The sequence below is a fragment of the Streptomyces sp. NPDC102490 genome (assembly GCF_044765285.1).
Taxonomy (GTDB): Bacteria; Actinomycetota; Actinomycetes; order Streptomycetales; family Streptomycetaceae; genus Streptomyces.
The window spans coordinates 473,682-497,516 of the sequence record NZ_JBIWJU010000002.1 but is presented as its reverse complement, the minus strand read 5'-3'; the positions used below and the strand labels follow the sequence as shown (position 1 = coordinate 497,516).

Below are 23,835 nucleotides of genomic sequence, written 5' to 3'. Positions count from 1 at the left end.
CCGCATACGTGCCGGTAACACCGCGCCGCGTTCACTGACCCTATGCGTCCCATCTCACCGCCGGTGACACCTCCGGCAACGGAAACGGCGACCGAAGCAGCGGCACAGCCGGAAGCAACGAGAGAAACGGCCACCGCGCCGAGCCGGCTGCCGCGTGCCGTGTTCCGCCGTGCTGTGCGGTCGGGCGTGTGGAAGCGGGGGCCAGTGCTCACGGGGGCCGCGCTGCTGCTGGGTCTGGTCATGCTGCTGCACGCCCAGATCCCGAACCGGCTCGGGTCCCTCGGCAGTCTGGTGGAGACCTTCCTGCCGTGGTTCGGGCTCTTCGTCCCCGTACTGGCGGCCGGGGCGCTGTGGCGCCGGTCCGCCTCCGCGGTGATCGCGCTGGTGCTGCCGGTCACGGTGTGGCTGAGCCTCTTCGGCGGGCTGCTCGGCGACAAGTCCGCGTCGGGCGGCGACCTCACCGTGGCCACCCACAACGTCGGCGCCGACAATCCGGACCCGGTCGGCACCGCCCACGACCTGATCGCCTCCGGGGTGGACGTGCTGGCCCTGGAGGAGATCGCCGAGGACGACCGGGCGGTGTACGAGAAGGAGCTGGCGGGGGCGTACCCCCATCACACGGTGCAGGGCACGGTCGGGCTGTGGAGCAGGCTGCCGCTGTCGGACACCCGGCCGGTCGACATCGCGACGGACTACGGGCCGCTCGCGGACACCAAACCGGCCGACGTCCAGCTGGCCGGCAACCGGGCGCTGCGCACCACGGTGGCCACGGACCGGGGTCCCCTGGTGGTGTACGTGGCCCATCTGGGCTCCGTACGGCTCACTCCCCGCGATGGCTTCTGGACGGGCTCCCGCGACCGGAACGCACAGGCGCTGGGCGAGGTCCTCGCCGCCGACCGGAGTGAGCGGGTGATGCTGCTCGGCGACCTGAACGGCACCCTGGACGACCGGGCGCTGTCGGGCATCACCTCGCGGCTGCGCTCGGCCCAGGACGCGGCCGGGGACGGCTTCGGCTTCACCTGGCCGGCGACGTTCCCGGTGGCGCGGATCGACCAGATCCTGGTGCGCGGCGTGGAGCCGACCGGTTCGTGGGTGCTGCCCGCCACCGGCAGCGACCATCTGCCGGTGGCGGCCGGGGTCAGCTGGTGAGCGCCGCCTGACCGGACGGGGGGGCAGACGTGCCCGACCTCGCCGGAACGTATCGCCGGCGTATCGAAAACCGCATACGTGCCGGCAACACCGCGCCGCCTTGACTGGCGGCATGTCCTCCAGCGAACCAGCACGACCAGCGTCCCGGACCCGGCGGTATCCGTCCGGGGCGGCGGGCGCGAACCTGACCGTCCGGCCGATCAGCGCCGCCGAGCACCTGGCGTTCGTGCGGGCCCAGCGCTCGGTCAGCTTCCTACAGACCCCGGCCTGGGGGCGCGTCAAGACCGAGTGGCGCAGCGAGTCCCTCGGTTGGTACGACGGCCCGCGCCTGGTCGGCGCCGGGCTCGTCCTGCACCGGCCGGTGCCGCGGCTCGAACGCTTCACCCTGGCCTATCTGCCCGAGGGCCCGGTCATCGACTGGACCGGCGACCTCGACGCGTGGCTCGACCCGCTGGCCGCCCACCTCAAGGCACACGGCGCGTTCGCGATCCGGCTCGGTCCGCCGGTGCGCACGGACGTCTGGAGCGCCGACCAGGTCAAGAACGGCATCGCCGATCCGGGCACGCGGCGGCTCACCGATGTGCCCGCCCACGGGACCGACCCGGTCGGCGCCCGGGTGACCGGTCGACTCAGGGACGCGGGCTGGCTGCCGCAGAGCCCGGCGGACGGCTTCGGGGTCGGGCATCCGCAGTTCAAGTACGAGGTCCCGCTGGCCGGCCGGACCGAGGACGACCTGCTCAGGGGCATGAACCAGCTCTGGCGGCGCAACATCAGGAAGGCGGCCAAGGAGGGCGTCGAGGTCACGGGCGGGCCCGTCGTGGGTGGGCAGGACGCGGGTGGGCAGGGCGTGGACCGCCGGGAGGATGTGCGGGCGTTTCACGACCTCTACGTCCACACCGCCCAGCGCGACCGCTTCACGCCCCGGCCGCTGGGCTACTTCGAGACCATGTTCGCGGTGCTCGGCGCCGAGGACCCCGAGCGGATCGGGCTCTACCTCGCCCGGCACCGGGGCGACCTGGTCGCCGCCACCGTCATGATCCGCGTCGGCACCCACGCGGTGTACGCCTACGGTGCCTCGTCCACCGAGAAGCGCGAGGTGCGGGGCTCCAACGCCTGTCAGTGGGCGATGATCCGCGACGCGCTGGCCGCCGGCTGCGACGTCTATGACCTGCGCGGCATCACCCCGACCCTCGACGCCGACGACCCGCACGTCGGGCTGATCCAGTTCAAGGTCGGCACCGGCGGTCAGGCGGTGCGGTACGTGGGCGAGTGGGACCTGCCGCTGCGGCCGCTGGTCTACCGGACCTTCGACCTCTACATGAGACGACGCGGACGGTGAGGATCTACAGGATCTACCCGTAGGCGCAATGTATTGCCGGGATATCGAAAAGCGCATACGCGACGGCAACACCGCACCGCCTTGACTGGGGACATGACCTTTTCCCCGGCATCCCCGGCCTCCTCGGCCCCGTCGATCTCCTCGGCCGTTCCGGCGACGACGGGCATCACGGTGTACGGCTGCGGGCAGGACGAGGCCGTCCTGTTCCGGCAGCTGGCACCCCGTTTCGGTGTCAGGGCGACCCTCACGGAAGCCGCGGTGTCCGAGGGCAATGCCGAACTGGCCTCCGGAAACCGGTGCGTCAGCGTGGGGCACAAGACGCCGGTCACGCCGGCCGTCCTGCTCGCGCTCCGCCGGGCCGGTGTGACGTACATATCCACCCGGAGCATCGGCTGCAACCACATCGACGTGGAATACGCGGCGCGTATCGGCATATCCGTCGGGAACGTCGTCTACTCCCCCGACAGCGTGGCCGACTACACCCTGATGCTCATGCTGATGGCGGTGCGCGACGCGAAAGCCACCGTCCGCCGCACAGACCTGCACGACTACCGCTTGCACGAGGTGCGGGGCCGTGAGCTGCGCGATCTGACCGTCGGGGTGGTCGGCACGGGGCGCATCGGCGCGGCGGTCGTGGCCAGGCTGCGGGGTTTCGGCTGCCGCGTCCTGGCGCACGGAAGCCGGTCCGGGACCGCCGCCGATTACGTCCCCCTGGACGCATTGCTGCGGTCGAGCGACATCGTGACACTGCACGTTCCGCTGAGCGCGGATACCCATCACCTCCTCGACGAGCGGCGCATTCGGAGGATGAAAGAGGGCGCGATCGTCATCAACACCGGACGCGGCCCGCTCATCGACACCGAGGCCCTGGTCGCGGCGCTGGAAAGCGGCAGATTGAGCGGCGCGGCACTGGACGTCCTGGAAGGCGAGGAGGGGGTCTTCTACGCCGACCACCGGCACAGACCCCTCGAAAGCACCCTGCTGCCGCGGCTTCAGAAGATGCCGAACGTGCTCATCAGCCCGCACACCGCCTATTACACCGACCACGCCCTGAGGGACACGGTCGAGAACTCCCTCGTCAACTGCCTGGAATTCGAAAGCAGGAAACAGCATGCCTAAGCCGGACGAGTCCGCCAAGGTGCGGATCGGCATCATATTCGGAGGCTCTTCCGAAGAACACGCCGTCTCCGTCAAGTCGGCCCAGGAGGTCGCACGCCACCTCGACACCGAGAAGTACCAGCCCTTCTTCGTGGGCATCACGAGGGACGGCGGGTGGCAGCTCTGCGACGGTCCCGGACCGGACTGGGAGGACGGCGACTGCCGCCCGGCCGTGCTGTCGCCGGACCGGAGCGTCCACGGGCTGCTCGTGCTGGAGGACGGGCGGTACACGACGATCCGCCTGGACGTCGTCCTGCCCGTCCTGCACGGCACCCTCGGCGAGGACGGGGCGACGCAGGGCCTGCTGGAGCTCTCCGGCATTCCGTACGTGGGCTGCGACGTCCAGAGTTCCGCCGTGTGCATGGACAAGTCCCTCGCGTACGTCGTGGCCGCGAGCGCGGGCATCGCCACGCCCGCCTTCCGGACCGTGACGGGGGACGAGCGCGTCGATCCCGGCCGGCTCACGTATCCCGTCTTCGTGAAGCCGGCCCGTTCGGGGTCGTCGTTCGGCGTCAGCAAGGTGTCCCGGCCCGAGGACCTGCCGGCGGCGGTGGAGAGCGCCCGGCGCTACGACGCGAAGGTGCTGATCGAAGAGGCCGTCGTCGGCAGCGAGATCGGCTGCGCCGTGCTGGGGAACGACCTGGACCTGGTCGCGGGTGAAGTGGACCGCATCGCGCTCTCCCACGGGTTCTTCCGGATCCACCAGGAGGAGGAGCCCGAAAGCGGCTCGGAGAACTCGACGGCGATCGTGCCCGCCGACATCCCGGCCGAGGCGCGGTCGCTCGTCCGGGAGACGGCGAAGGCCGTGTACCGCGCCCTGGGATGCAGGGGGCTGTCGCGGGTGGACCTGTTCCTCAAGGACGACGGCGAAGTCGTCCTCAACGAGGTCAACACCCTGCCCGGCCTGACCTCGTACAGCCGCTATCCGAGGATGATGGCGGCCGCCGGACTGCCGCTCTCCGAAGTGATCGACCGGACGGTGTCCTTGGCGCTGACCGGGAAGCTGCGATGACCGGGGACTTCGCCTTCGTGGACGAGCTGGTGCCCGGAATTCGGTGGGACGCCAAGTACGCCACCTGGGACAACTTCACCGGCAAGCCGGTGGACGGATACCTGGCGAACCGGATCGTCGGCACCCGGGCCCTGTGTGCGGCGCTGGGCAGGGCGGAGGAGCGGGCCGAGTCCCTCGGGTTCGGGCTGCTCCTGTGGGACGGCTACCGCCCGCAGCGGGCCGTGGACTGCTTCCTGCGCTGGTCCCGACAGCCGGAGGACGGCCGGACGAAGGCGCGGCACTATCCGAACATCGACAGGGCCGAGATGTTCGACCGGGGGTACGTGGCCGCCAGGTCGGGCCACAGCCGGGGCAGCACCGTCGACCTGACGCTGTACCACCTGGCCACCGGTGAACTCGCCGCCATGGGCGGCGGCCACGACCTCATGGACGCCGTCTCGCATCACGACGCACCGGGAGTCCCGGAAGCCGAGGCGGCGAACCGGCGGCTGCTGCGCTCGCTCATGGATGCCTGCGGTTTCGACTCCTACGCCTGCGAATGGTGGCATTACACGCTGAGGGACGAACCGCACCCGGACACCTACTTCGACTTCCCCATCGCAGGTCCCGGCGGGCCGGCCGAACCGCCCGCCCGCGTGGCCGCGGAGGCTGCGGGCGCCGCCGCCCCGTGCGCTGGGTGAGGAGGGAGGACCGTCACCGTGAGGTCCGGATACCGAGGATCACGGCCCGGACCTCGGGCTCCTCCACGGCGAGCAGGGGCCGCCGGGGTCAGGTCCCGGACGGCGGGCACCGGGTGCCGCGCTCGCGGCGGTGCGGGTCGAAGAGTTCACCGGCGACACCGGCGAAGACCAGCCCGGCGGCGACGAGCAGCCCATGGGACAGGAACATGCCGGTGGCCAGCGCGCCCAGCGCGACCGTGAGCAGCAGCCAGGCCCGGTGGTACCGGTACTCGCGCGGGCGGCGGGGGCGGCCGTCGGCGAAGGCCCTGGCGAACTCGGGGTCCTCGCGGTGCAACCGGGACTCGATCTCGGTGAGCCTGCGGTCTTCGGGTACGGGCACGGTCTCCTCCTCCCGACGCGGGGCCCCGGCCGGGACCGCGCGGCCGGGTACGGAGAGTGGGCTCCAGCGTCGCCCGCGCGGGCGGGTCCGGGCCATCCGGGGCGGCACCCACATACGGCGGCGTGCGACCTGTAGGGGGATGTGCGGGGAGACGTGCGGGGGGACCCGTGGGAAGACGCGTGCCGTCCGGGGGAAGATCTGGGTGTCCTGCGCACTCGCAGGGGCCCACCGGGAAGGACCCAGCTCGTGATCATCTTCGGCACCAAGGGATACCTCTACCAGCTCGCGATACTGACGCTGGTGTGCGGCCGGTGCGGCAACCCCGCCGCGCACACGCTCAGGAAGCGCGTCACGAAGTTCACCCTGTTCTTCGTGCCGCTGTTCCCCTTCTCCACCAAGTACGCGACCCAGTGCACGTTCTGCGGCGCCGAGCAGCAGGTGACCAAGGAGCAGGCGGAGCAGCTCCAGGCGCAGGAGAGCGGCGGCCAGGCGTACGGCCCGTCGGGTCAGCAGCAGCCGTACCAGCGGCCGTAGGGAGGCGCGGGGTGACGGACCTGCGGACGGACCAGCGGGAGACGTACCTGGCCGGGTACGCCGAGATGCTGGCGAAGGTCGCCGGCACGGGGCGCCGGCTGACCCGCGACGAGCTGGAGGAGCGGCGGCTCTTCGGCGAGCAGGCCGCGGAGGCGGGACACAGTCTGCGCAGTCTCGTACGGCTGCACCTGGACGCCACGCGCGCGTCCTGGCCGGTCGGCGGCGGTCCGGCGGCCTCCGGCCCGGACGTCACCGGCACCGTGCTCGCCGCCGTCGCCCAGGCCGTGGACGCCTTCGCGGAGGGCTACGAACGCGCGCAGCGGCTCGCCGTACGCCAGGAGGAGGCCGCGCGGCGGGAGTTCATCGACGACCTGCTCTACGGGCGCAGCGATCTCGGCCGTCTCGCCGAGCGGGCCGAGCGCTTCGGCCTCGTCCTCTCCCGCGCCCACGCCGTCGCGGTGGCCGAGGGGCCCGAGGCGTACGACGACACCGCCCCGGTCACCCGGGTCGTGGAGAGCGCGCTCATCTCCCGTTTCGGCGACCGGCGGGTCCTGATCACCACCAAGAACGGGCAGTTGATCTGCATCGCGCCCGGTGACCAGGACGACGTCCTGTCCTTCTTCGCCAAGCAGGCATACGCCGCCACGGACGGCAGCCGGGTCGCCGTCGGACGCCCGCAGAGCGGCGCGGGCGGCGTGGTGCACAGCTACGAGGAGGCGCTCAGCACCCTCGAACTCGCCGACCGGCTGGGCCTGGAGGAGCCCGTGGTGCGCGCCGCCGACATGCTGGTCTACCCGGTGCTCGCCCGGGACCGGCAGGCGATGGCCGACCTGGTGCTGAGCGTGCTGGGCCCGCTGCGCGAGGCCCGCGGCGGTGCCGGGCCGCTGCTGCGGACCCTGGAGGCGTACTTCGACGCGGGCTGCACCGCGGCCGAGGCCGCCCGGCGGCTCACGCTCAGCGTGCGGGCGCTCACCTACCGGCTGGACCGCATCCACCAGCTGACCGGGGCGAACGCCTCCGACCCGGTGCACCGCTACACCTTGCAGACCGCGGTCATCGGAGCCCGGCTGCTGGGGTGGCCCGACCAGGAGATCTGACCGGGCCACCGGGGCCGTCCGCGCCTCGGGTCAGCCGGAGATCTCGACCTTGCCGTTGCGCCGGTCGGGGCCGCCCTCCGGCTCCGCAGCGCCCTTCGCCGTGATGTTCTTCAGCAGGGCCGCCAGGTCGACGCCCGTGGTGGAGCCGAGCAGTTCCATGCCCTGCGCCACGTTGTCGGCGACCGTGCGGGACAGCCGGCTCGCGCCGTCCGTCGAGATGACCGTCATCTTGTCCACGGCCGACAGCGGCTCGGACGCCTTCGCCACCACCTGCGGCAGCACCTCGACCAGCATCTGGAGCACGGCGGCGTCGCCGTACCGGTCGAAGGCGTCGGCCTTCTTCTCCATCGCCTCGGCCTCGGCCGCGCCCTTGGCGCCGATCGCGGCGGCCTCCGCGTCGCCCTCGAGCCGTACGGCCTCGGCGATCGCCGCACGCCGGGAGCGCTCGGCCTCACCCTGCTTGAGGCCCTCGATGGCCTCCGCCTCGGCCAGCGCGCTGCGCCGCTGCTTCTCGCCCTCACCGGTGAGCCGGGCCCGCTCGGCCTCGGCCTGGGCCGCGGCGATACCGGCGGCGCGCTCGGCCTCGGCCTGCTTCACCCGGGCCACCCGGCGGGCCTCGGCCTCCTGTTCCGCCTCGTACCGCTTGGCGTCGGCGGGCTTGCGGACCTCGGTGTCCAGCTGGCGGTCCTTCAGCGCGGCCTGCCGCTCGGCGACCTTCTCCTGCTCGGCGAGGATGTCCTGCTGCCGGGCCGCCTCCGCGAGCGGGCCCGAGGCGTTGGCGCGGGCCGCGGCCTGGTCGGTCTCGGCCTTGATCTCGGCCTGCTTCAGGTAGAGGGTCCGCTGCGCGACCGCGATCTCCTCCTCGGCCTTCAGCCGCGCCTGCTCGGCCGCCCGCCGGGCCACCGCCTCCGCGATGTCGGCCTCCTGCTTCGCGCGGGCCGCCTCGGGACGGCCGAGGTCCTCCAGGTAGGAACCCTCGGTGGTGATGTCCTGGATCTGGAAGGCGTCGAGCACCAGGCCCTGCCCGGACAGGCTCGCCTCCGCCTCCTCGGCGACCTGGCCGGCGAACGCGGCCCGGTCCCGGATGACGTCCTCCACGGACATCCGGCCGACGATCGCGCGCAGCGCGCCGGACAGCACCTCCTGGGTGAAGCCGACGATGCCGTCCTGCTGCATCAGGAACCGCTGGGCGGCGGCGCGGATCGCGTCCTCCGTGCCCCCGACCTTGACGATCGCGACCCCCTCCAGGTGGGCCTTCACCCCGCGCAGCGTCACCGCGCCGCGCACGGCGACCGGGATGTGCCGCGAGGAGAGGTCCAGGGTGAACCGCTGCTGCACGAACGGCACAACGAACACGCCGCCGCCCACCACGACCTTCTGGCCGCTGTTGTCGGTGAAGACGCGGCCCGTCTCCGGATCGGTGGACTTCTTGCCGCGCCGCCCCGTGACGATGAACGCCTCACTCGGACCGGCCACCTTGTACCGGCTGACCACCACCAGCGCGAGCAGCACCAGGAGTACGACGACCCCCAGCACCGCGATGACGACAGGACTCATGGCAACGCCCCCGATTCACAGAGAGGTACGGACGAACAAGAACAAGAACAGGAGGAAGGGAGGGAAGGGCTGGCGGGGCCGTTCAGCGGTCCACCGGGCGGACCACGACCGACGTCCCGGTCGGCGCCGCCTCGACCCACACCTCGGCGCCCCGCGCCACCGGCACCGCGCTGCGCGCCGCGCACTTCAGCGGCTGGCCGGCGAGCCGGAGCAGCACCTCGCCGTAGCCGTCCGCCGGGATGGCGGTCACGACCTTGCCGGACGTGCCGAGGAGGTCGTCGGTCCGGGGCGTGACGGCGGTCTGGTCGCGCATCAGGGCCTGGCTGAAGCGGTACGTCAGCCAGCCGGCCCCCACTCCGGCGAGAGCGCCGGCCCCGGCGGCCCCCGCGGGACCGGTCCAGCCGGTGCCGAGGGCGATGGCGCCGGCGAAGCCGGTCATCGCCGTGAACCCGGCGACGACCGGCAGCGACAGCCACCCCTCCAGGAGGCCGGCCGGCGCTCCCCCGAACGCGCCTTCCAGCACTCCGTCGAAGACCAGCGACAGGGCGAGCAGCACGACCCCCGTGATACCCAGCCCGAGAAACCAGGCCATGCGTGCCGTCCCCCTCTCGCCCGTCGCTGAGCTTCGGTGCGATGCATCGTCACACGCGGCGCGACAGCGGGTCATTGCCGTGTTCCGGCAATCTTTACGCGTCTTTGATGCCGCCCTCGGTCCGTTCCGGCGCTGCCGCAACCGCACGCGCCGCCTGTACTGTCCTCTCCCCATGGGGACTCATACGGGGAGCGTTCCGAACCAGGTTCCGCGGGACGACGGTTACGCGCACATGGTGGTGTGCGGGGACGACGGGCTGGCCCACCGGCTGGCCGCCGAACTGCGCGGCGTCTACGGCGAACAGGTCACCCTCGTCGTCCCGCCCTCCGTGCGCCGGGTGCGTCAACCGGTGGTCGGGCGGGCCCGCGCGGCCTCGGCGGCCCTGCTGGACATGGTCAACGCGGCGGTGAACCGGACGGGCAACGGCGACCCGGGTGGCGCCGGCCGCGAACTGGAGGCCACCGAGCCCACCGAGGACGTGCTCGCGGAGGCCGGTGTCGAGCGGGCCACCGCGCTGGCGCTCGTGTACGACGACGACGAGACGAACATCCGCGCCGCCCTGACCGCGCGCCGGCTCAACCCCCGGCTGCGGCTGGTCCTGCGCCTGTACAACCGGCGTCTGGGCCAGCACATCGAGGCGCTCCTCGACCAGAGCGCCGCGCTGGCCACCGGCGGCGGCCCCGGCTCCGGGACCGGGTCCACCACCGTGCTGTCCGACGCCGACACCGCCGCGCCCGCGCTGGCGGCCACCGCTCTCGTCGGCACCAGCAAGATCGTCGAGACGGACGGCCTGCTGCTGCGCGCCGTCGAACGCAATCCGCCCGGGCCCGGCGAGGTGGCCGACCCGGGGCTGTGCACCCTCGCGCTGCTGTCGGCGACGAGCAACGACCCGGCCGGGGCCGACGGTTCGGAGAGCAGCGGTGAGCAGGGGCCGCGGCTGCTGCCCGACGAGGCGGCGGTGCGGGCGGCCACCGGACGCGGGACCGTGGTCCTGGAGCAGGTGTCGTACTCCGGGCCGCCGCTGCCCGCCGGGCGGGCCGGGGTGCCCGCCTTCCGGGAGCTGTTCTCGCGGCGGCTGCGGTGGTCGCTGGCCGGTCTGGCGGCGTGCGTGGTGGCCCTCGCCGTGGCGCTGATGGTGGTCACCGGCGACCATCCGCTGCACGCCACGTACGTGACGCTGCTCGACCTGTTCTCCATCAACGAGCCCGCGCACAACAAGGACACCGGCCGTCAGATCCTCCAGCTCCTCTCCGGGTTCGTCGGACTGCTGCTGCTGCCCGTCCTGCTGGCGGCGGTGCTGGAGGCGCTCGGGACCTTCCGCAGCGCCACGGCACTGCGCAAACCGCCGCGCGGGCTCGGCGGGCACGTCGTCCTGCTGGGTCTCGGCAAGATCGGCACGCGGGTCCTGACCCGGCTGCGGGAGATGGACATCCCCGTGGTGTGCGTCGAGGCCGACCCCGAGGCGCGCGGCATGGCGACGGCGCGGCGGCTGCGGGTGCCGGTGGTGCTCGGGGACGTCACCCAGGAGGGCGTCCTGGAGGCCGCCAAGATCCACCGTGCGCACTCGCTGCTCGCACTGACCAGCGTCGACACGACCAACCTGGAGGCGGTGCTGTACGCCCGCTCCGTACGGTCGCGGCTGCGGGTGGTGCTGCGCCTGTACGACGACGACTTCGCCACCGCCGTGTACCGCACGCTGCGTGCCGCGCACCCCCGCGCGCAGACCCGGAGCCGGAGCGTGACGCACCTGGCGGCGCCGTCCTTCGCCGGGGCGATGATGGGCCGCCAGGTGCTGGGGGCGATCCCCGTGGAGCGGAGGGTGCTGCTGTTCGCGGCGGTGGAGGTGGCGGGGCATCCGCAGCTGGAGGGCAAGACGGTCGGGGAGGCGTTCCGGGCGGGGGCGTGGCGGGTGCTGGCGCTCGAGGTCTCCGGCGGTGAGCGGGTGGAGGGCGTTGCCCCGGAGGGGGCGCGAGAGGGAGGACGGGAGGGAACGCGCGAGGGAGCGCGGGAGTCGCGGCTGGTGTGGGAGCTGCCCGACACGTACGTCCTGCGGGGCTCGGACCGGGTGGTGCTGGCGGCGACCCGGCGGGGGCTGGCGGAGTTGCTCGGGCGGCGGGCGCGGCAGCGGTCCCCTGGGTAGCAGGTGACCGCTGCCCGTCCCTGGGGGGGTGGGGAGCACTCTCCCGCGTCAGCGGGGTGCCGCCTGCGCCCACCCGTGCCGCCCCCGCGGCACGACTGCCCGCAGTCATGCGCTCGGCAAGTGCCTCCTCGCGAAGTCCAGTTCCAGGGCGACCTGCTTGATGCGTTCGTCGACGACCAGGGAGCCGTGGCCCGCGTCGTAGCGGTAGACCTCGTGGACGGCGCCCCTGGCCTCCAGGCGCTTGACGTAGTTCTCGACCTGGCGGATCGGGCAGCGCGGGTCGTTGACGCCCGCCGAGATGTAGACCGGGGCCTTGACCTGGTCGACGTAGGTCAGCGGGGAGGACGCCTCGAAGCGCTCGGGGACCTCCTCGGGGGTGCCGCCCAGCAGGGTGCGGTCCAGGGCCTTCAGGCCCTCCATCTCGTCGTGGTACGCGGTGACGTAGTCGGCGACCGGCACGGCCGCGATGCCCAGCGTCCACGCCTCGGGCTGGGTGCCGACGCCGAGGAGGGTGAGGTAGCCGCCCCAGGAGCCGCCGGTGAGGATCAGGCGCTCGGGGTCCGCGAGGCCCGAGGCGACCGCCCATTCCCGCACCGCCGCGATGTCCTCCAGCTCGATCAGGCCCACCCGGTGCTTGAGGGCGTCGGTCCAGGCGCGGCCGTACCCGGTGGAGCCCCGGTAGTTGACGCGGACCACCGCGTACCCGTGGTCGACCCAGGCGGCCGGGCCCGCGGCGAAGGAGTCGCTGTCGTGCCAGGTCGGGCCGCCGTGGATGTCGAAGACCGTCGGGAGCGGACCGGCCGCCCCGGCCGGCTTCTGGACCAGGGCGTGGATGCGGCCTCCGGGCCCCTCCACCCACACGTCCTCCACCGGCACCGAGCGGGGCGACTTCATGCCCGGCGGGTCCAGGACGACGCGGCCGGTGGTGGAGCGGACGGCCGACGGCTCGGCGGCCGAGGACCACAGGTACTCCACGCTGCCGTCCGGGCGGGCGGTGGCCCCGGAGACGGTGCCCGCGGGGGTGTCGATCTCCGTCAGGCCGCGCTCGGCGAAGTCGTAGCGGAACAGCTCGCTGCGGGCCTCGAAGCCGTGCACGATCAGCAGGGCGGAACCGTCCGGATACCACTCCGCGCTCACGTCGCCCGGCAGCTCCAGCGCGAGGTCGGTCTGCTCCCCCGTCGCCACGTCCCACACCAAGGGCTCCCAGCGGCCCCGGCGCTGGTGGCCGATGAGCAGGCGGGTGTCGCCGTCGACCGGCGCGAAGCCCAGGACCTCCAGGCCCAGCTCCCGCTCACCGCCCTCGGTGTCGTCCAGCTCGGCGACCGTGCTGCCGTCGGGGCGCAGGACGCGCAGCGCCGAGTGCATGGCGTCGCCGTGCTCGGTGTGCTCGATCGCGATCAGAGAGCCGTCGTGGGAGAGGTCGCCGACGCCCGCGGACTCGCGGTGCCGGTAGATCTCCACCGGGGCGGCGCCGTCCCCGCGCGCGAGGTGGACGGTCGTGCCGTCCTCGTCCGTCGAGCGGCCGATCACCGCCGTGCGGCCGTCCCGGCCGAGGGCGAGGCCCGCCGGGTAGGACGGGTCGAGGCCCGGCACGGCCTCCTCGTCCGCGCCGCCCGCGAAGGGCTGGCGGCGCCAGACGCCGAACTCGTCGCCGTCCTTGTCGTCGAACCACCAGATCCACTCGCCGTCCGGCGCGAGCACCCCGTCCGTCGTGCCGTTGGGCCGGTCCGTGACCTGGCGCTGCTCGCCGCTCGACCGGTCCCAGGCGTACAGCTCGTACGTCCCCGTCGCGTTCGACACGAACAGGGAGCGGTCCGGGGCGTCCTCGGCCCAGTCGGGCAGCGACACCCTCGGCGCCCGGAACCGCTTCTCCCAGTCGGGCGCCTGCTCGCCCTGCGTCTGCCGCAACCCGTTGCTCTCAGTCATGGCCCCATACTGCCCCGACCGGGCGACAGCGCGCAGAAGAGATCCCCAGCCTGTGGACAACCTCTCCCCGGCCGCTCCCGCGCGCCCCTGTTTTCCACAGCCCCGCTGCGGGGGCGCCGGGCGCGCACCGTACCGTGGAGGGCGTGTACCGGTTTCTGCTGACGCCCCGATGGTGGGGGATCAACGTCTTCGTCGTCCTGGCCATCCCCTTCTGCATCTTCATGGGTTCCTGGCAGCTCGGCCGGTTCGAGGACCGGGTGCAGGACCACGAGGCCGCCACCACGCAGCACGAGTCGGCCCGCCGGGAAGCGGCGCGCCCGCTGACCGAGCTGCTGCCGGTGGACAAGGAGACGGTCGGCAAGCAGACCACCGTCACCGGCCGCTACGACGATCAGCTGCTGGTCCCGGAGCGGAAGCTGGACGACCGGGAGGGCTTCTACGTCCTCACCCTGCTGCGCACCGACGGCGGCAAGGCCCTGCCGGTCGTGCGCGGCTGGCTGCCCGGCGAACCCGACCCGGCGAAGGCCCCGGCCCCGCCCACCGGCGAGGTCACCGTCACCGGGGCGCTCCAGGCCGCCGAGTCCCCCGGCGCAAACGGCGTCAGCGGCCGCTCCGGCTGGCCCGCCGGGCAGACCGGCGCGATCAGCGCGGCGACGCTGCTGAACCTGGTGCCGTACGACGTGTACGACGCCTGGGTCACGCTGAACAAGGGGGACTCCGGGATGCGGGCGGTGCCCGTGAGCGCGCCGCAGAACACGGGGCTCGACCTGAAGGCGTTCCAGAACCTGGGCTACACCGCCGAGTGGTTCGCCTTCGTCGGCTTCGTGATCTTCATGTGGTTCCGTCTGCTGCGCCGCGAGGTCGAACTCGCCCGCGACGCCGAGCTGGGCCTGGTCGAGCAGGACGACGCGGACGAGGCGGGCGACGCGGGCGGGGCGACCGGAGAGTCCGGGGACAGGGCCGACGGGGCGAAGGCCGACGGGGACAGGGCCGGGCTGGTCTCCTGACCGCCGGGCCGCCCGCCCGGGGCTACGCCCCCGAGCCCGAGTCCGCGAGCAGGCCCGTCCAGTAGACGGTCCCCACGCACGCGTCGGACACCGTGGCCGTCGCCGAGCCGGAACCGCCCTGCGGGGTGTAGGTCACCGACACGCTTCCCTCGGCCGGGCCGTCCTCGGTGGCCAGCTGGGCCGTGGGCCCGGCCTCGCCGCCGCCCTCGGAGGTGCCGCCCGCGGCGGTCGTGTCCCCGGTGGGCGAGGGTTCGGCCGAGGGCCCGCCGGTGCCGCCCCCCGTGGTGCCGCCGGTGGTGGGGCAGGTCTCGGAGGGCACCCAGGCGAACTGCACCTCGTACGCGGCGCCCGGCGCCAGGGTCAGCGAGGCGGCCTCCAGCGACGGGTCGGGCAGTCCGGCCGCGGCGTCCCCGGCGGCATGCCGCGCGGTGCCGACCCGGGCGGCGTCGGCGGCGCCCAGCGAGGCGACGACCACGCTGCCGGGGCCCGTGACGGTACAGCCGCCCGAGGAGACGTTGGTGACCCGGAAGGAGCCGTAGACCACGCCCGTGGAGTCGGGGGCCGCGCTGCTCGCCACGGCCGGGCCGAGCGACCCGGGCGTGCACGCGGGGATGTCGGCGGGGCTGCTGGCGCTGGGGACGCCCGAGGGGGCCGAGCCCGTCGCGGCGCCGGACTCCTTGCCGCCGGGCGTTTCCTCGGGGTCGGCCTTGTCCTTGCCCTCGGCGGTGTCCCCGGCGCCGGCGACGCCGCTCTGGCCGCCGGCCGGGTCCTTGCCCTGGGAGGCGCCGCCCTGGGCCTGTGAGGCGTTGCCCGCGACGGACGGGTCGGCGCCCGCGCCGGGGGAGTTGGAGACGTGCACGAGGGCCGGGACCGCCGTGCCGAGGAAGAGGGCGGCGGCCGCGACGCCGACGACCGCCTGGCGCTTGCGGGCCCGCCGGGCGGGCACCGCGCGCCGCAGGTGCTCCAGGGTGCCGTCGCTCGGCTCCATCTCGCCGACCGCCCGGTGCAACATCGCGCGCAGGACGGCCTCGTCGGTGGTGGGCCCGTCGGCCCCCGGTTCGTCGGGGCCCTGTGCGGCGGGGCCGTGGTTCACAGTTCCGTTCCCAGCGTGCGTGTGTGTGTGCTGCTCTCGCCCGACCGCTCCGGCGGGCGCGTCCTGCCCTTCACGGGCATCCGGTCGCGGATCGTGCCCTTCCCGGGCGTCCGGTCGCGGATCGTTCCCTTCACCGGCGTCCGGTCGCGGGTCCTGCCCTTCACCGGCGTCCGGTCGCGGATCGTGCCCTTCACCGGCGTCCGGTCGCGCGTCCTGCCCTTCACCGGCGTCCGGTCGCGGGTCGTGCCCTTCACCGGCGTCCGGTCGGGGACCGTGCCGTTCGCGGACGTCCGGTCGCGCGTCCCGGCCCTCTCGGACGTCCTGCCTTTCGCGGGGAGCGTCCGGGCGCGGGTCGTGCTCGTCCCGGGCGTCCGGGCGCGCGTCGTGGCCGTCGCTCATGCCGGGGCCTCCATGGCCACCCTGAGCGCCGCGATCCCGCGCGAGCCGTACGCCTTGACCGAACCCAGGGATATGCCGAGCGTCTCGGCGACCTGGGCCTCCGTCATGTCGGCGAAGTAGCGCAGGACCAGCACCTCGCGCTGCCGGCGCTGGAGCCCCTTCATCGCCTTGATCAGGGAGTCGCGCTCCAGCTGGTCGTAGGCGCCCTCCTCCGCGCTCGCCATGTCCGGCATGGGCTTGGAGAGGAGCTTGAGGCCGAGGATGCGGCGGCGCAGCGCCGAGCGCGAGAGGTTGACGACCGTCTGGCGCAGGTACGCCAGGGTCTTCTCCGGGTCGCGGACGCGTTTGCGGGCCGAGTGCACCCGGATGAAGGCCTCCTGGACCACGTCCTCGCACGAGGCCGTGTCGTCGAGGAGGAGGGCGGCGAGGCCGAGCAGCGAGCGGTAGTGCGCCCGGTAGGTCTCGGTGAGGTGGTCGACGGTGGTGCCCGCCGCCGCCACGTCCTCTTCCGCGCCGTCGCGCTGGTTCGATATGCGGGCCGGCCGCGCTGCGGGCATCGGCGCGATCACCGGCATGCCACCGGCCGGGCCGGCCACACGGGGACGGACGGACCGGACGGGGGGACGCAGAGCCGCGCCCCGCGTGCCTGCGGTGAATTCGAGAACCTCTGCCACGCCAGTTGGACACGCGCGACCCCGTGAGGGTTGTACGTGCCGGGCGTCACGTTCCGGTGTCCGTCGGACAGCCGTCTGGGCGGCCACCCGGCTGACGGTGCGTCATAGGCCCTCATCGTCCGCTCTTCCCCTGTGTCCGTGTGAACGGGCGTCCCCACGCCCGTCCTCGGCGCCCCCGCGCCGAACCACGCCCCGCGCCCTGAATGGGTGACCGCAAAGACGCTCCCCGCCGCTCGCGCGGTTGCGGAGGGCGGGGAGGAAATCCTCTGATGGCACGGGTGCCCGGTACAAGTAGTCCGGACCAACTTCCGGATCACATCTCGTGCAGGGATTCTACAAACGAAACCCACAGCGCCCGGAGGGCTTTGCCCAGCTGATGCCGCTTCAGCCGAACTCGGCCGCCACCAGTTCGGCGATCTGCGCGGTGTTCAGGGCGGCGCCCTTGCGCAGATTGTCCCCGCACACGAAGAGTTCGAGCGCGGTCGGATCGTCCAGGGCCCGGCGCACCCGGCCGACCCAGGTCGGGTCGGTGCCGACCGCGTCGGCGGGCGTCGGGAACTCCCCCGCGGCCGGGTTGTCGAAGAGGACCACGCCCGGCGCGGTGGCCAGGATCTCCCGGGCCCCCTCGACGGTGACGTCGCTCTCGAAGCGGGCGTGCACGGTCAGGGAATGCGTGGTCACCACGGGGACCCGTACGCAGGTCACGGCGACCGGCAGCCGGGGCAGTCCGAGGATCTTGCGGGACTCGTCCCGCACCTTCATCTCCTCCGACGACCAGCCGTCCTCCCGCAGCGACCCGGCCCACGGCACGACGTTCAGCGCGACCGGCTCCGGGAAGGGCCCGGTGTCGTCGCCGACGGCCCGCCGTACGTCACCGGGGTGCGTCCCCAGCTCCGTCCCGGCCACCAGCGACAGCTGGCGGCGCAGCGTGTCCACCCCGTCCCGCCCGGCCCCGCTGACCGCCTGGTACGAGGAGACGACCAGCTCGCGCAGCCCGAACTCGGCGTGCAGCGCGCCCAGCGCCACGATCATGGACAGCGTCGTGCAGTTCGGGTTGGCGACGATGCCGCGCGGCCGCATCCGCACCGCGTGCGGATTGACCTCGGGCACGACGAGCGGCACGTCCGGGTCCATCCGGAACGCGCCGGAGTTGTCGACCACCACCACGCCCTTGGCGGCGGCGATCGGCGCCCACTGCGCGGAGACCTCGTCGGGCACGTCGAACATGGCGACGTCGATCCCGTCGAAGGCCTCTTCGCTCAGCGCGACGACCTCGACCTCCTCCCCGCGCACGGCCAGCTTGCGGCCGGCCGAGCGGGGGGAGGCGATCAGGCGGATGTCGCCCCAGACGTCCGCGTGCTGGGACAGGATCTGGAGCATGACCGAGCCGACGGCGCCGGTCGCGCCCACGACGGCGAGCGCGGGCCTGCCGGTACGGCCGCCGCCCGGGTCGGTGTCTCGGGCGGCGGACATCAGCGTCCGGTGCCCCCGTAGACGACGGCCTCGTCGCGGTCGGAGTCGAGCCCGAAGGCGGTGTGCACGGCGCGCACGGCCTCGTTCACGTCGTCCTTGCGGGTGACGACCGAGATGCGGATCTCGGAGGTCGAGATCAGCTCGATGTTCACGCCGGCGTCGGAGAGCGCGGTGAAGAAGTCGGCGGTGACGCCGGGGTTGCTCTTCATCCCCGCGCCGACCAGGGAGATCTTGCCGATCTGGTCGTCGTAGCGCAGCGAGTCGAAGCCGATGCCCGGGCGGTTCTTCTCCAGCGCGTCGATGGCCTTGCGGCCCTCGCTCTTGGGGAGCGTGAACGAGATGTCCGTCAGGCCGGTGGAGGCGGCGGACACGTTCTGCACGACCATGTCGATGTTGACCTGGGCGTCGGCGATGGCGCGGAAGATCGCGGCCGCCTCGCCCGGCTTGTCGGGCACCCCGACGACCGTGACCTTGGCCTCGGAGGTGTCGTGCGCGACTCCGGAGATGAGGGCCTGCTCCACGTGCTTTTCCCCTTGCTTGATCGGCTCGCTGCTCACCCACGTGCCCTGCAGTCCGCTGAAGCTGGACCGCACGTGGATCGGGATGTTGTACCGGCGGGCGTACTCCACGCAACGGTGGAGCAGCACCTTGGAGCCGGAGGCAGCGAGCTCCAGCATGTCCTCGAAGGAGATCCAGTCGATCTTCTTCGCCTTCGGCACCACGCGCGGGTCGGCGGTGAACACGCCGTCGACGTCCGTGTAGATCTCGCAGACGTCCGCGTCGAGCGCGGCGGCGAGGGCGACGGCCGTGGTGTCGGACCCGCCGCGGCCCAGCGTGGTGATGTCCTTGCTGTCCTGGCTGACGCCCTGGAAGCCGGCCACGATGGCGACGTTGCCCTCGTCCACCGAGGTGCGGATGCGACCCGGCGTGACGTCGATGATCCGGGCCTTGTTGTGGACCGAGTCGGTGATGACTCCGGCCTGGCTGCCGGTGAACGACTGGGCCTCGTGCCCCAGGTTTTTGATCGCCATGGCCAGCAGCGCCATGGAGATGCGCTCTCCGGCGGTCAGCAGCATGTCGAGTTCGCGCCCGGCAGGGATCGGGGATACCTGCTCGGCGAGATCGATCAGCTCGTCCGTCGTGTCGCCCATCGCGGAAACGACGGCGACCACCTGGTTGCCGTTCTTCTTCGCTTCCACGATCCGCTTGGCGACGCGCTTGATGCCCTCGGCATCGGCTACGGAGGAGCCTCCGTACTTCTGCACGACAAGGCCCACGTGCGCTCCTCGCTCAATCCGTCTGTTTCCGCACGTACGTATATGTACTGCGGTCGGCTCATTTTACCGAGCGTCCGGATTTCCCCCCTGCGGTATCGCATGGTGAGACCCGGGTACTCGCTCAGGCTGGCTCATGCCCAGGGCGACGCGGGTCACTCGGGAAAGTGCGGCGTGTCACACGTTCACAAGTGGCTTCCGGCCGTGTGGAAACCCAGTCCGCCGGCTCTTGGGGTCATGCGGAGGAAGCCGAGCCCGCGCCCCTGGTGCTCGGGGTGAACGGCCACGTCGGCAATGCAGGCGCGTCTCATCGGGCTGTGGGGGCGAGGTCGTCCTCGGGCGCGTCGGCCGGGATCTTCGTCTCCCGGCCGGTGGTGAGGCGCAGCAGCAGCGAGGCCGCGGCCAGGACAACGCCGAACCAGATGACGCTGGTGACGCCAACGTGGTCGACGAACAGACCGCCGAAGAGCGCGCCGAGTGCGATGCAGGTGTTGTACGCCATGGTGTTGAGCGACATGGCGGCCTCGAAGGTGTCGGGCGCGGAGGCGAGCGTCATGTTGATCTGGGACAGCTGCACGGCGCCGAAGGAGAGTCCCCACAGGACCAGCGCGACGACGGCGCCGAGTTCCCCGGTCCCGACGAAGCGCAGCAGCAACAGGGCCGCCAGGAGCCCGGTGAGGCCGATGACGAAGGTGCCGCGCAGGTTCTTGTTCACCGTGTGGCCGGCGACGAGGTTCCCGACCGCGCCGCCGACGCCGAAGATGATCAGGACGGTGGTGACGAAGGCGGACGAGGCGTCGGCGGCGTCCTCCAGGTAGGGACGCACGAACGTGTAGGCACCGAAGTGTCCGAGCACGAAGAAGACGACGATGAACAGCACGGTGCGCAGCTGCCCGTTCCTGGCCGGCAGGCCGAAGACCTCGCGGACGGACACCGCGTTCCGCGAGGGCATCGACGGGACGAGGGCGGCGACCGCGGCGAAGACCAGCACGCTGAGGCCGGCCCAGATGCCGAAGGTGGTCCGCCAGTCGGTCTGCGCCTCGATGACGGTGCCGAGCGGGATGCCGACGACGGTGGCTATGGAGATGCCGGACATCACCACCGCGGCGGCCCGGTTCGCGTGCCGTTCGGGCACCATCCGCATGGCCATGCTCACGCCGATGGCCCAGAAGACCCCGCTGGCGAAGCCCATGCAGAGCCGGGTGGCGAGGATCAGCGCGTAGTTCGGGGAGACGGCGGTGACGAGGTTTCCCAGGGCGAGCACCGCGAGCAGCGTGGTGAGCAGCGGGCGCCGGTCGACGCGCCTGGTCCAGGCGACGATGAACGGTACGCCGAGGCCGGCCGCGACGCCCTGGGCGGTGACCATGAGGCCGGCGACGCCGACGGAGATGCCCAGGCTCTCGCTCAAGGGAGTGAGCAGGCCCACGGGCATCAGCTCCGTGGTCAGGAAGACGAAGAGACTGGCCGTGATGGCGGCGACACCCAGCCATCCCTTCAGCGACGAGGACGAGGTCTCTTGCACGTGTGCGGACATGGCAACGGAGTCTTCTCCCGCCCGATCAATGAGTCCAACACATGTTTGTCATCCCGTTTATCGCGATCCACGATGGATCTCATGGAGCTCCAGCAGATGCGCTACGTGCTCGCGGTCGCCGAGACCATGAGCTTCACCCGGGCCGCCGAGCGGTGTCACGTCGTGCAGTCCGCCCTCAGCCACCAGGTCGCGCGGCTGGAACAGGAGCTGGGTGCCAAGCTCTTCGAGCGCACCACCCGCCGGGTGCGGCTGACGCCGGCCGGGGAGGCGTTTTTGCCGGCGGCCCGCCAGTGCCTGGCGGCCGCCGAGCGCGCGGCCGACGAGGTCGCCGCCGCCGTCGGGGAAGTCCGCGGGCAGCTCCGCGTCGGCGTGATCTCGTCGGTCGCCGCCGTCGACATCCCGCGCGCCCTGCGCGACTTCCGCCGACGGTGTCCCAAGGTGCGCGTCAGCCTGCGCGTGGGCGCCAGCGAGGAACTCGTCGAACGGGTCAAGGAGGGGGACGTCCAGGTGGCCTTCGTCGGGCTTCCGACCACCGCGCGCCCCAAGGGGGTCGAGGCCCACGTGCTCGGGCGTGACCGGCTCGTCGCCGTGGTCTCCCCCGATCACCCGCTCGCCGGCGGGGGGCCGGTCGATCTGCGCCGGCTCGCCGAGGAGGTGTTCGTGGACCTGCCGGCGAAGACCGCGGGCCGTGCCCAGTCCGATCTGGCCTTCTCCGCCGCCGGCCTCAGCCGTGACGTCGCCTTCGAAGTGACGAACACGCAATTCCTGGCACGGCTGGTCGGACAGGGCCTCGGCGTGGCGATGCTGCCCTCCGCGTACGTGCCCCAGCTCAGCGGCGTGACCACACTCGAGGTCGTCGATGCACCGGCCCGCGTCGAGTACGTCGTCTGGCCGTCCGGCAGCCGCCCGCCCGCGGCGACCGCCTTCCTCCGTCTGATCGACGTCCCGGACGCCCCGCAGGGCGCCGCTACTTCACCGGGCGCAGCCCCAGCGGGCGGGCGATCTCCTGGATCATGACGCGGCCGGCCTCCGACTCCAGGGCGTCGTCGCCGAGGTCTTGGTCGGTGTCGAGGCCGTCCAGCTCCGCCAGGGGCTGGTTCAGGCGGACGTGGGCGACGACCGACTGGAGGGCGCGCAGGGTCGCGGAGGCGGTGGAGCCCCAGTTGGAGAAGTAGGAGAACTGCCACCACCACAGGGCCTCCGTGGTGCGGCCGGCCTTGTAGTGGACCATGCCGTGGCGGAGGTCGGTGATGACGTCCGTGAGGTCGTCGGAGATACGGGCCGGGACCGGGGCCTTGCGCGGCTCGTAGGGGTCGAAGACCTCGGAGTACACGTCGATCGGGTCGAGGATGCGGGCCAGGTTCTCGCGGAGCAGGTCCACGTCCTGCTCCGGGCCCGGGTCGGGCTCGTAGCGCTCGTCGGGGACGATGTCCTCGTGGGCGCCCAGGCGGCCCCCGGCCAGCATCAGCTGGGAGACCTCCAGGAGGAGGAAGGGGACGGCCGAGTCGGGCTCGTCGCCCTTCGCCACCTCGGTGACGGCCACCAGGAAGCTCTCGATCTGGTCGGCGATCTGGACCGCGAAGTCGTCCGGGTTCTGGTTGGTCGCGTGCAGCGTGGCGTCAGACATCTAGGAGTCGTCTCCCCTCGAAGGCGCGTCCGAGGGTCACCTCGTCCGCGTATTCCAGGTCGCCGCCCACCGGGAGGCCGCTGGCCAGGCGGGTGACCTTGAGGCCCATGGGCTTGATCATGCGGGCGAGGTACGTGGCCGTGGCCTCGCCCTCCAGATTCGGGTCCGTGGCCAGGATCAGTTCCGTGACCGTGCCGTCCGCCAGGCGGGCCAGCAGCTCACGGATGCGGAGGTCGTCGGGGCCGACCCCGTCGATCGGGCTGATCGCGCCGCCGAGCACGTGGTAGTGCCCGCGGAACTCGCGGGTGCGCTCGATGGCGACGACGTCCTTCGGTTCCTCCACCACGCAGATGACGGAAGGATCACGCCGGGTGTCGCGGCAGATGGTGCACTGCTCCTCCTGCGCGATGTTCCCGCAGGTCGCGCAGAAGCGGACCTTGGCCTTCACTTCCATGAGGGCCTGGGCGAGCCGCCGTACGTCGGTCGGCTCGGCCTGCAGGACGTGGAAGGCGATCCGCTGCGCGCTCTTGGGACCGACGCCGGGCAGCCGCCCGAGTTCGTCGATGAGGTCCTGGACCACGCCTTCGTACAACGGACTGCCGTCCTTCCTGAGGTTCGTGCACTACGTACGGTAGATGGCTCCGGCCGGTCTGAGAAAGGCGAACCGGGGAGACGGTTCAGAACGGCAGGCCGGGGATGCCGCTGCCGCCGCCCAGCCCCTGGGCGAGCGGGCCGAGCTTCTGCTGCTGGAGGTTCTGCGCGTTCTCGTTGGCCGCCTGGACGGCCGCGACGATGAGGTCGGCGAGGGTCTCGGTGTCCTCGGGGTCCACCGCCTTCGGGTCGATCTTCAGGCCGCGCAGCTCGCCGGAGCCGGTGACCGTCGCCTTCACCAGGCCGCCGCCCGCCTGGCCGTCGACCTCGGTCTGCGCCAGTTCCTCCTGGGCCTTCGCCAGGTCCTGCTGCATCTTCTGGGCCTGCTGGAGCAGCTGCTGCATGTTGGGCTGGCCACCACCGGGGATCACGTTCAGCTCCCATCAAGTCCGGTCACGAAGGTTTTGCCGTTCGGCACGAGCCTACGTGGTCCGGGCGGCCCTCGCCCCAGCACTCTTTCGAGTGATACGGCGGGAGCCCTATACCTGATCAACGCCCTCTTCCGGGCGGAAAACCGGCGGAACCGGGCTCTTCGCCACC

General features: G+C 72.4%; 22 protein-coding genes. 10 read left to right on the top strand and 12 right to left on the bottom strand.

What is annotated here, in order from left to right; all coding sequences use genetic code 11:
- Positions 1-42 precede the first annotated feature (42 nt).
- From ACIRGB_RS05745 to vanX, 5 genes are all read left to right on the top strand, one after another.
- Positions 43-1,149 (top strand): endonuclease/exonuclease/phosphatase family protein, encoded by a 1,107-nt coding sequence (locus tag ACIRGB_RS05745; RefSeq protein WP_403858976.1) that lies wholly within the window; start codon positions 43-45, stop codon positions 1,147-1,149.
- A 112-nt stretch (positions 1,150-1,261) separates the two neighbouring features.
- Positions 1,262-2,488: a lipid II:glycine glycyltransferase FemX gene (locus ACIRGB_RS05740; protein ID WP_403858974.1), complete on the top strand. Its 1,227-nt coding sequence runs from the start codon at positions 1,262-1,264 to the stop codon at positions 2,486-2,488.
- 93 nt (positions 2,489-2,581) lie between these two features.
- Positions 2,582-3,607, top strand: coding sequence for a D-lactate dehydrogenase VanH (gene vanH, locus ACIRGB_RS05735; protein ID WP_403859312.1), 1,026 nt, complete (start codon positions 2,582-2,584; stop codon positions 3,605-3,607).
- On the top strand, positions 3,600-4,658 hold the full coding sequence (gene vanA-Sc / locus ACIRGB_RS05730; RefSeq protein ID WP_403858972.1) for a D-alanine--(R)-lactate ligase VanA-Sc: 1,059 nt from the start codon (positions 3,600-3,602) through the stop codon (positions 4,656-4,658). Before vanH ends, vanA-Sc begins: the two co-directional genes overlap by 8 nt.
- Positions 4,655-5,338 carry a D-Ala-D-Ala dipeptidase VanX gene (gene vanX / locus ACIRGB_RS05725; protein WP_403858970.1) on the top strand — a complete coding sequence of 228 codons (684 nt, stop codon included), beginning with the start codon at positions 4,655-4,657 and terminating at the stop codon, positions 5,336-5,338. The genes vanA-Sc and vanX overlap by 4 nt, the downstream gene beginning before the upstream one ends.
- An 88-nt stretch (positions 5,339-5,426) precedes the next feature.
- On the opposite strand, the gene ACIRGB_RS05720 is transcribed toward vanX, so the two are convergent.
- Positions 5,427-5,717 carry a DUF3040 domain-containing protein gene (locus ACIRGB_RS05720; protein WP_403858968.1) on the bottom strand — a complete coding sequence of 97 codons (291 nt, stop codon included), beginning with the start codon at positions 5,715-5,717 and terminating at the stop codon, positions 5,427-5,429.
- Positions 5,718-5,963: 246 nt separating this feature from the next.
- Between ACIRGB_RS05720 and ACIRGB_RS05715 the strand changes: the two genes are divergently transcribed.
- Together ACIRGB_RS05715 and ACIRGB_RS05710 are read left to right on the top strand one after the other, a co-directional pair.
- Complete coding sequence (locus ACIRGB_RS05715; protein ID WP_358743304.1) at positions 5,964-6,251, top strand: zinc-ribbon domain-containing protein; 288 nt, start codon at positions 5,964-5,966, stop codon at positions 6,249-6,251.
- A gap of 11 nt (positions 6,252-6,262) precedes the next feature.
- A complete protein-coding gene (locus tag ACIRGB_RS05710; RefSeq protein ID WP_403858966.1) occupies positions 6,263-7,348 on the top strand; it encodes a PucR family transcriptional regulator in 1,086 nt (361 codons plus the stop codon).
- 30 nt (positions 7,349-7,378) lie between these two features.
- Here ACIRGB_RS05710 and ACIRGB_RS05705 read toward each other — a convergent pair whose 3' ends face one another.
- Entirely contained in the window at positions 7,379-8,905 is a 1,527-nt protein-coding gene (locus tag ACIRGB_RS05705) for a flotillin family protein (protein ID WP_403858964.1), read from the bottom strand.
- Positions 8,906-8,987: 82 nt separating this feature from the next.
- On the bottom strand, positions 8,988-9,497 hold the full coding sequence (locus ACIRGB_RS05700; protein ID WP_403858962.1) for a hypothetical protein: 510 nt from the start codon (positions 9,495-9,497) through the stop codon (positions 8,988-8,990).
- 232 nt (positions 9,498-9,729) lie between these two features.
- Here ACIRGB_RS05700 and ACIRGB_RS05695 point away from each other — a divergent pair, with 232 nt between their 5' ends.
- Entirely contained in the window at positions 9,730-11,637 is a 1,908-nt protein-coding gene (locus tag ACIRGB_RS05695; protein ID WP_403859310.1) for an NAD-binding protein, read from the top strand.
- Between the two features lie 105 nt (positions 11,638-11,742).
- On the opposite strand, the gene ACIRGB_RS05690 is transcribed toward ACIRGB_RS05695, so the two are convergent.
- On the bottom strand, positions 11,743-13,563 hold the full coding sequence (locus tag ACIRGB_RS05690; protein ID WP_403858960.1) for a prolyl oligopeptidase family serine peptidase: 1,821 nt from the start codon (positions 13,561-13,563) through the stop codon (positions 11,743-11,745).
- A 143-nt stretch (positions 13,564-13,706) separates the two neighbouring features.
- Between ACIRGB_RS05690 and ACIRGB_RS05685 the strand changes: the two genes are divergently transcribed.
- On the top strand, positions 13,707-14,570 hold the full coding sequence (locus ACIRGB_RS05685; RefSeq protein WP_403858958.1) for an SURF1 family protein: 864 nt from the start codon (positions 13,707-13,709) through the stop codon (positions 14,568-14,570).
- A gap of 22 nt (positions 14,571-14,592) precedes the next feature.
- Here ACIRGB_RS05685 and ACIRGB_RS05680 read toward each other — a convergent pair whose 3' ends face one another.
- The 5 genes from ACIRGB_RS05680 to ACIRGB_RS05660 form a co-directional block, all read right to left on the bottom strand.
- Positions 14,593-15,663 carry a hypothetical protein gene (locus ACIRGB_RS05680; RefSeq protein ID WP_403858956.1) on the bottom strand — a complete coding sequence of 357 codons (1,071 nt, stop codon included), beginning with the start codon at positions 15,661-15,663 and terminating at the stop codon, positions 14,593-14,595.
- Positions 15,664-16,058: 395 nt separating this feature from the next.
- Positions 16,059-16,637, bottom strand: a complete 579-nt coding sequence (locus ACIRGB_RS05675) for a SigE family RNA polymerase sigma factor (protein ID WP_059301735.1) — start codon at positions 16,635-16,637, stop codon at positions 16,059-16,061.
- Between the two features lie 483 nt (positions 16,638-17,120).
- Positions 17,121-18,209, bottom strand: coding sequence for an aspartate-semialdehyde dehydrogenase (locus tag ACIRGB_RS05670; protein ID WP_403858954.1), 1,089 nt, complete (start codon positions 18,207-18,209; stop codon positions 17,121-17,123).
- The gene (locus tag ACIRGB_RS05665) at positions 18,209-19,486 is read right to left on the bottom strand and encodes an aspartate kinase (RefSeq protein ID WP_031042983.1); all 1,278 of its coding nucleotides are present in this window, start codon (positions 19,484-19,486) and stop codon (positions 18,209-18,211) included. The genes ACIRGB_RS05670 and ACIRGB_RS05665 overlap by 1 nt, the downstream gene beginning before the upstream one ends.
- Positions 19,487-19,790: 304 nt before the next feature.
- Positions 19,791-21,017: an MFS transporter gene (locus tag ACIRGB_RS05660; RefSeq protein ID WP_403858952.1), complete on the bottom strand. Its 1,227-nt coding sequence runs from the start codon at positions 21,015-21,017 to the stop codon at positions 19,791-19,793.
- A gap of 81 nt (positions 21,018-21,098) precedes the next feature.
- On the opposite strand from ACIRGB_RS05660, the gene ACIRGB_RS05655 reads away from it, so the two are divergent.
- Entirely contained in the window at positions 21,099-22,034 is a 936-nt protein-coding gene (locus ACIRGB_RS05655; protein ID WP_403858950.1) for a LysR family transcriptional regulator, read from the top strand.
- On the opposite strand, the gene ACIRGB_RS05650 is transcribed toward ACIRGB_RS05655, so the two are convergent.
- From ACIRGB_RS05650 to ACIRGB_RS05640, 3 genes are all read right to left on the bottom strand, one after another.
- Positions 21,985-22,644, bottom strand: coding sequence for a DUF5063 domain-containing protein (locus ACIRGB_RS05650; protein WP_403858948.1), 660 nt, complete (start codon positions 22,642-22,644; stop codon positions 21,985-21,987). The genes ACIRGB_RS05655 and ACIRGB_RS05650 overlap by 50 nt on opposite strands.
- Positions 22,637-23,236, bottom strand: coding sequence for a recombination mediator RecR (gene recR, locus ACIRGB_RS05645; protein WP_403858946.1), 600 nt, complete (start codon positions 23,234-23,236; stop codon positions 22,637-22,639). The genes ACIRGB_RS05650 and recR overlap by 8 nt, the downstream gene beginning before the upstream one ends.
- Positions 23,237-23,321: 85 nt before the next feature.
- Positions 23,322-23,666 carry a YbaB/EbfC family nucleoid-associated protein gene (locus ACIRGB_RS05640; protein ID WP_403858944.1) on the bottom strand — a complete coding sequence of 115 codons (345 nt, stop codon included), beginning with the start codon at positions 23,664-23,666 and terminating at the stop codon, positions 23,322-23,324.
- Positions 23,667-23,835: the final 169 nt, after the last annotated feature.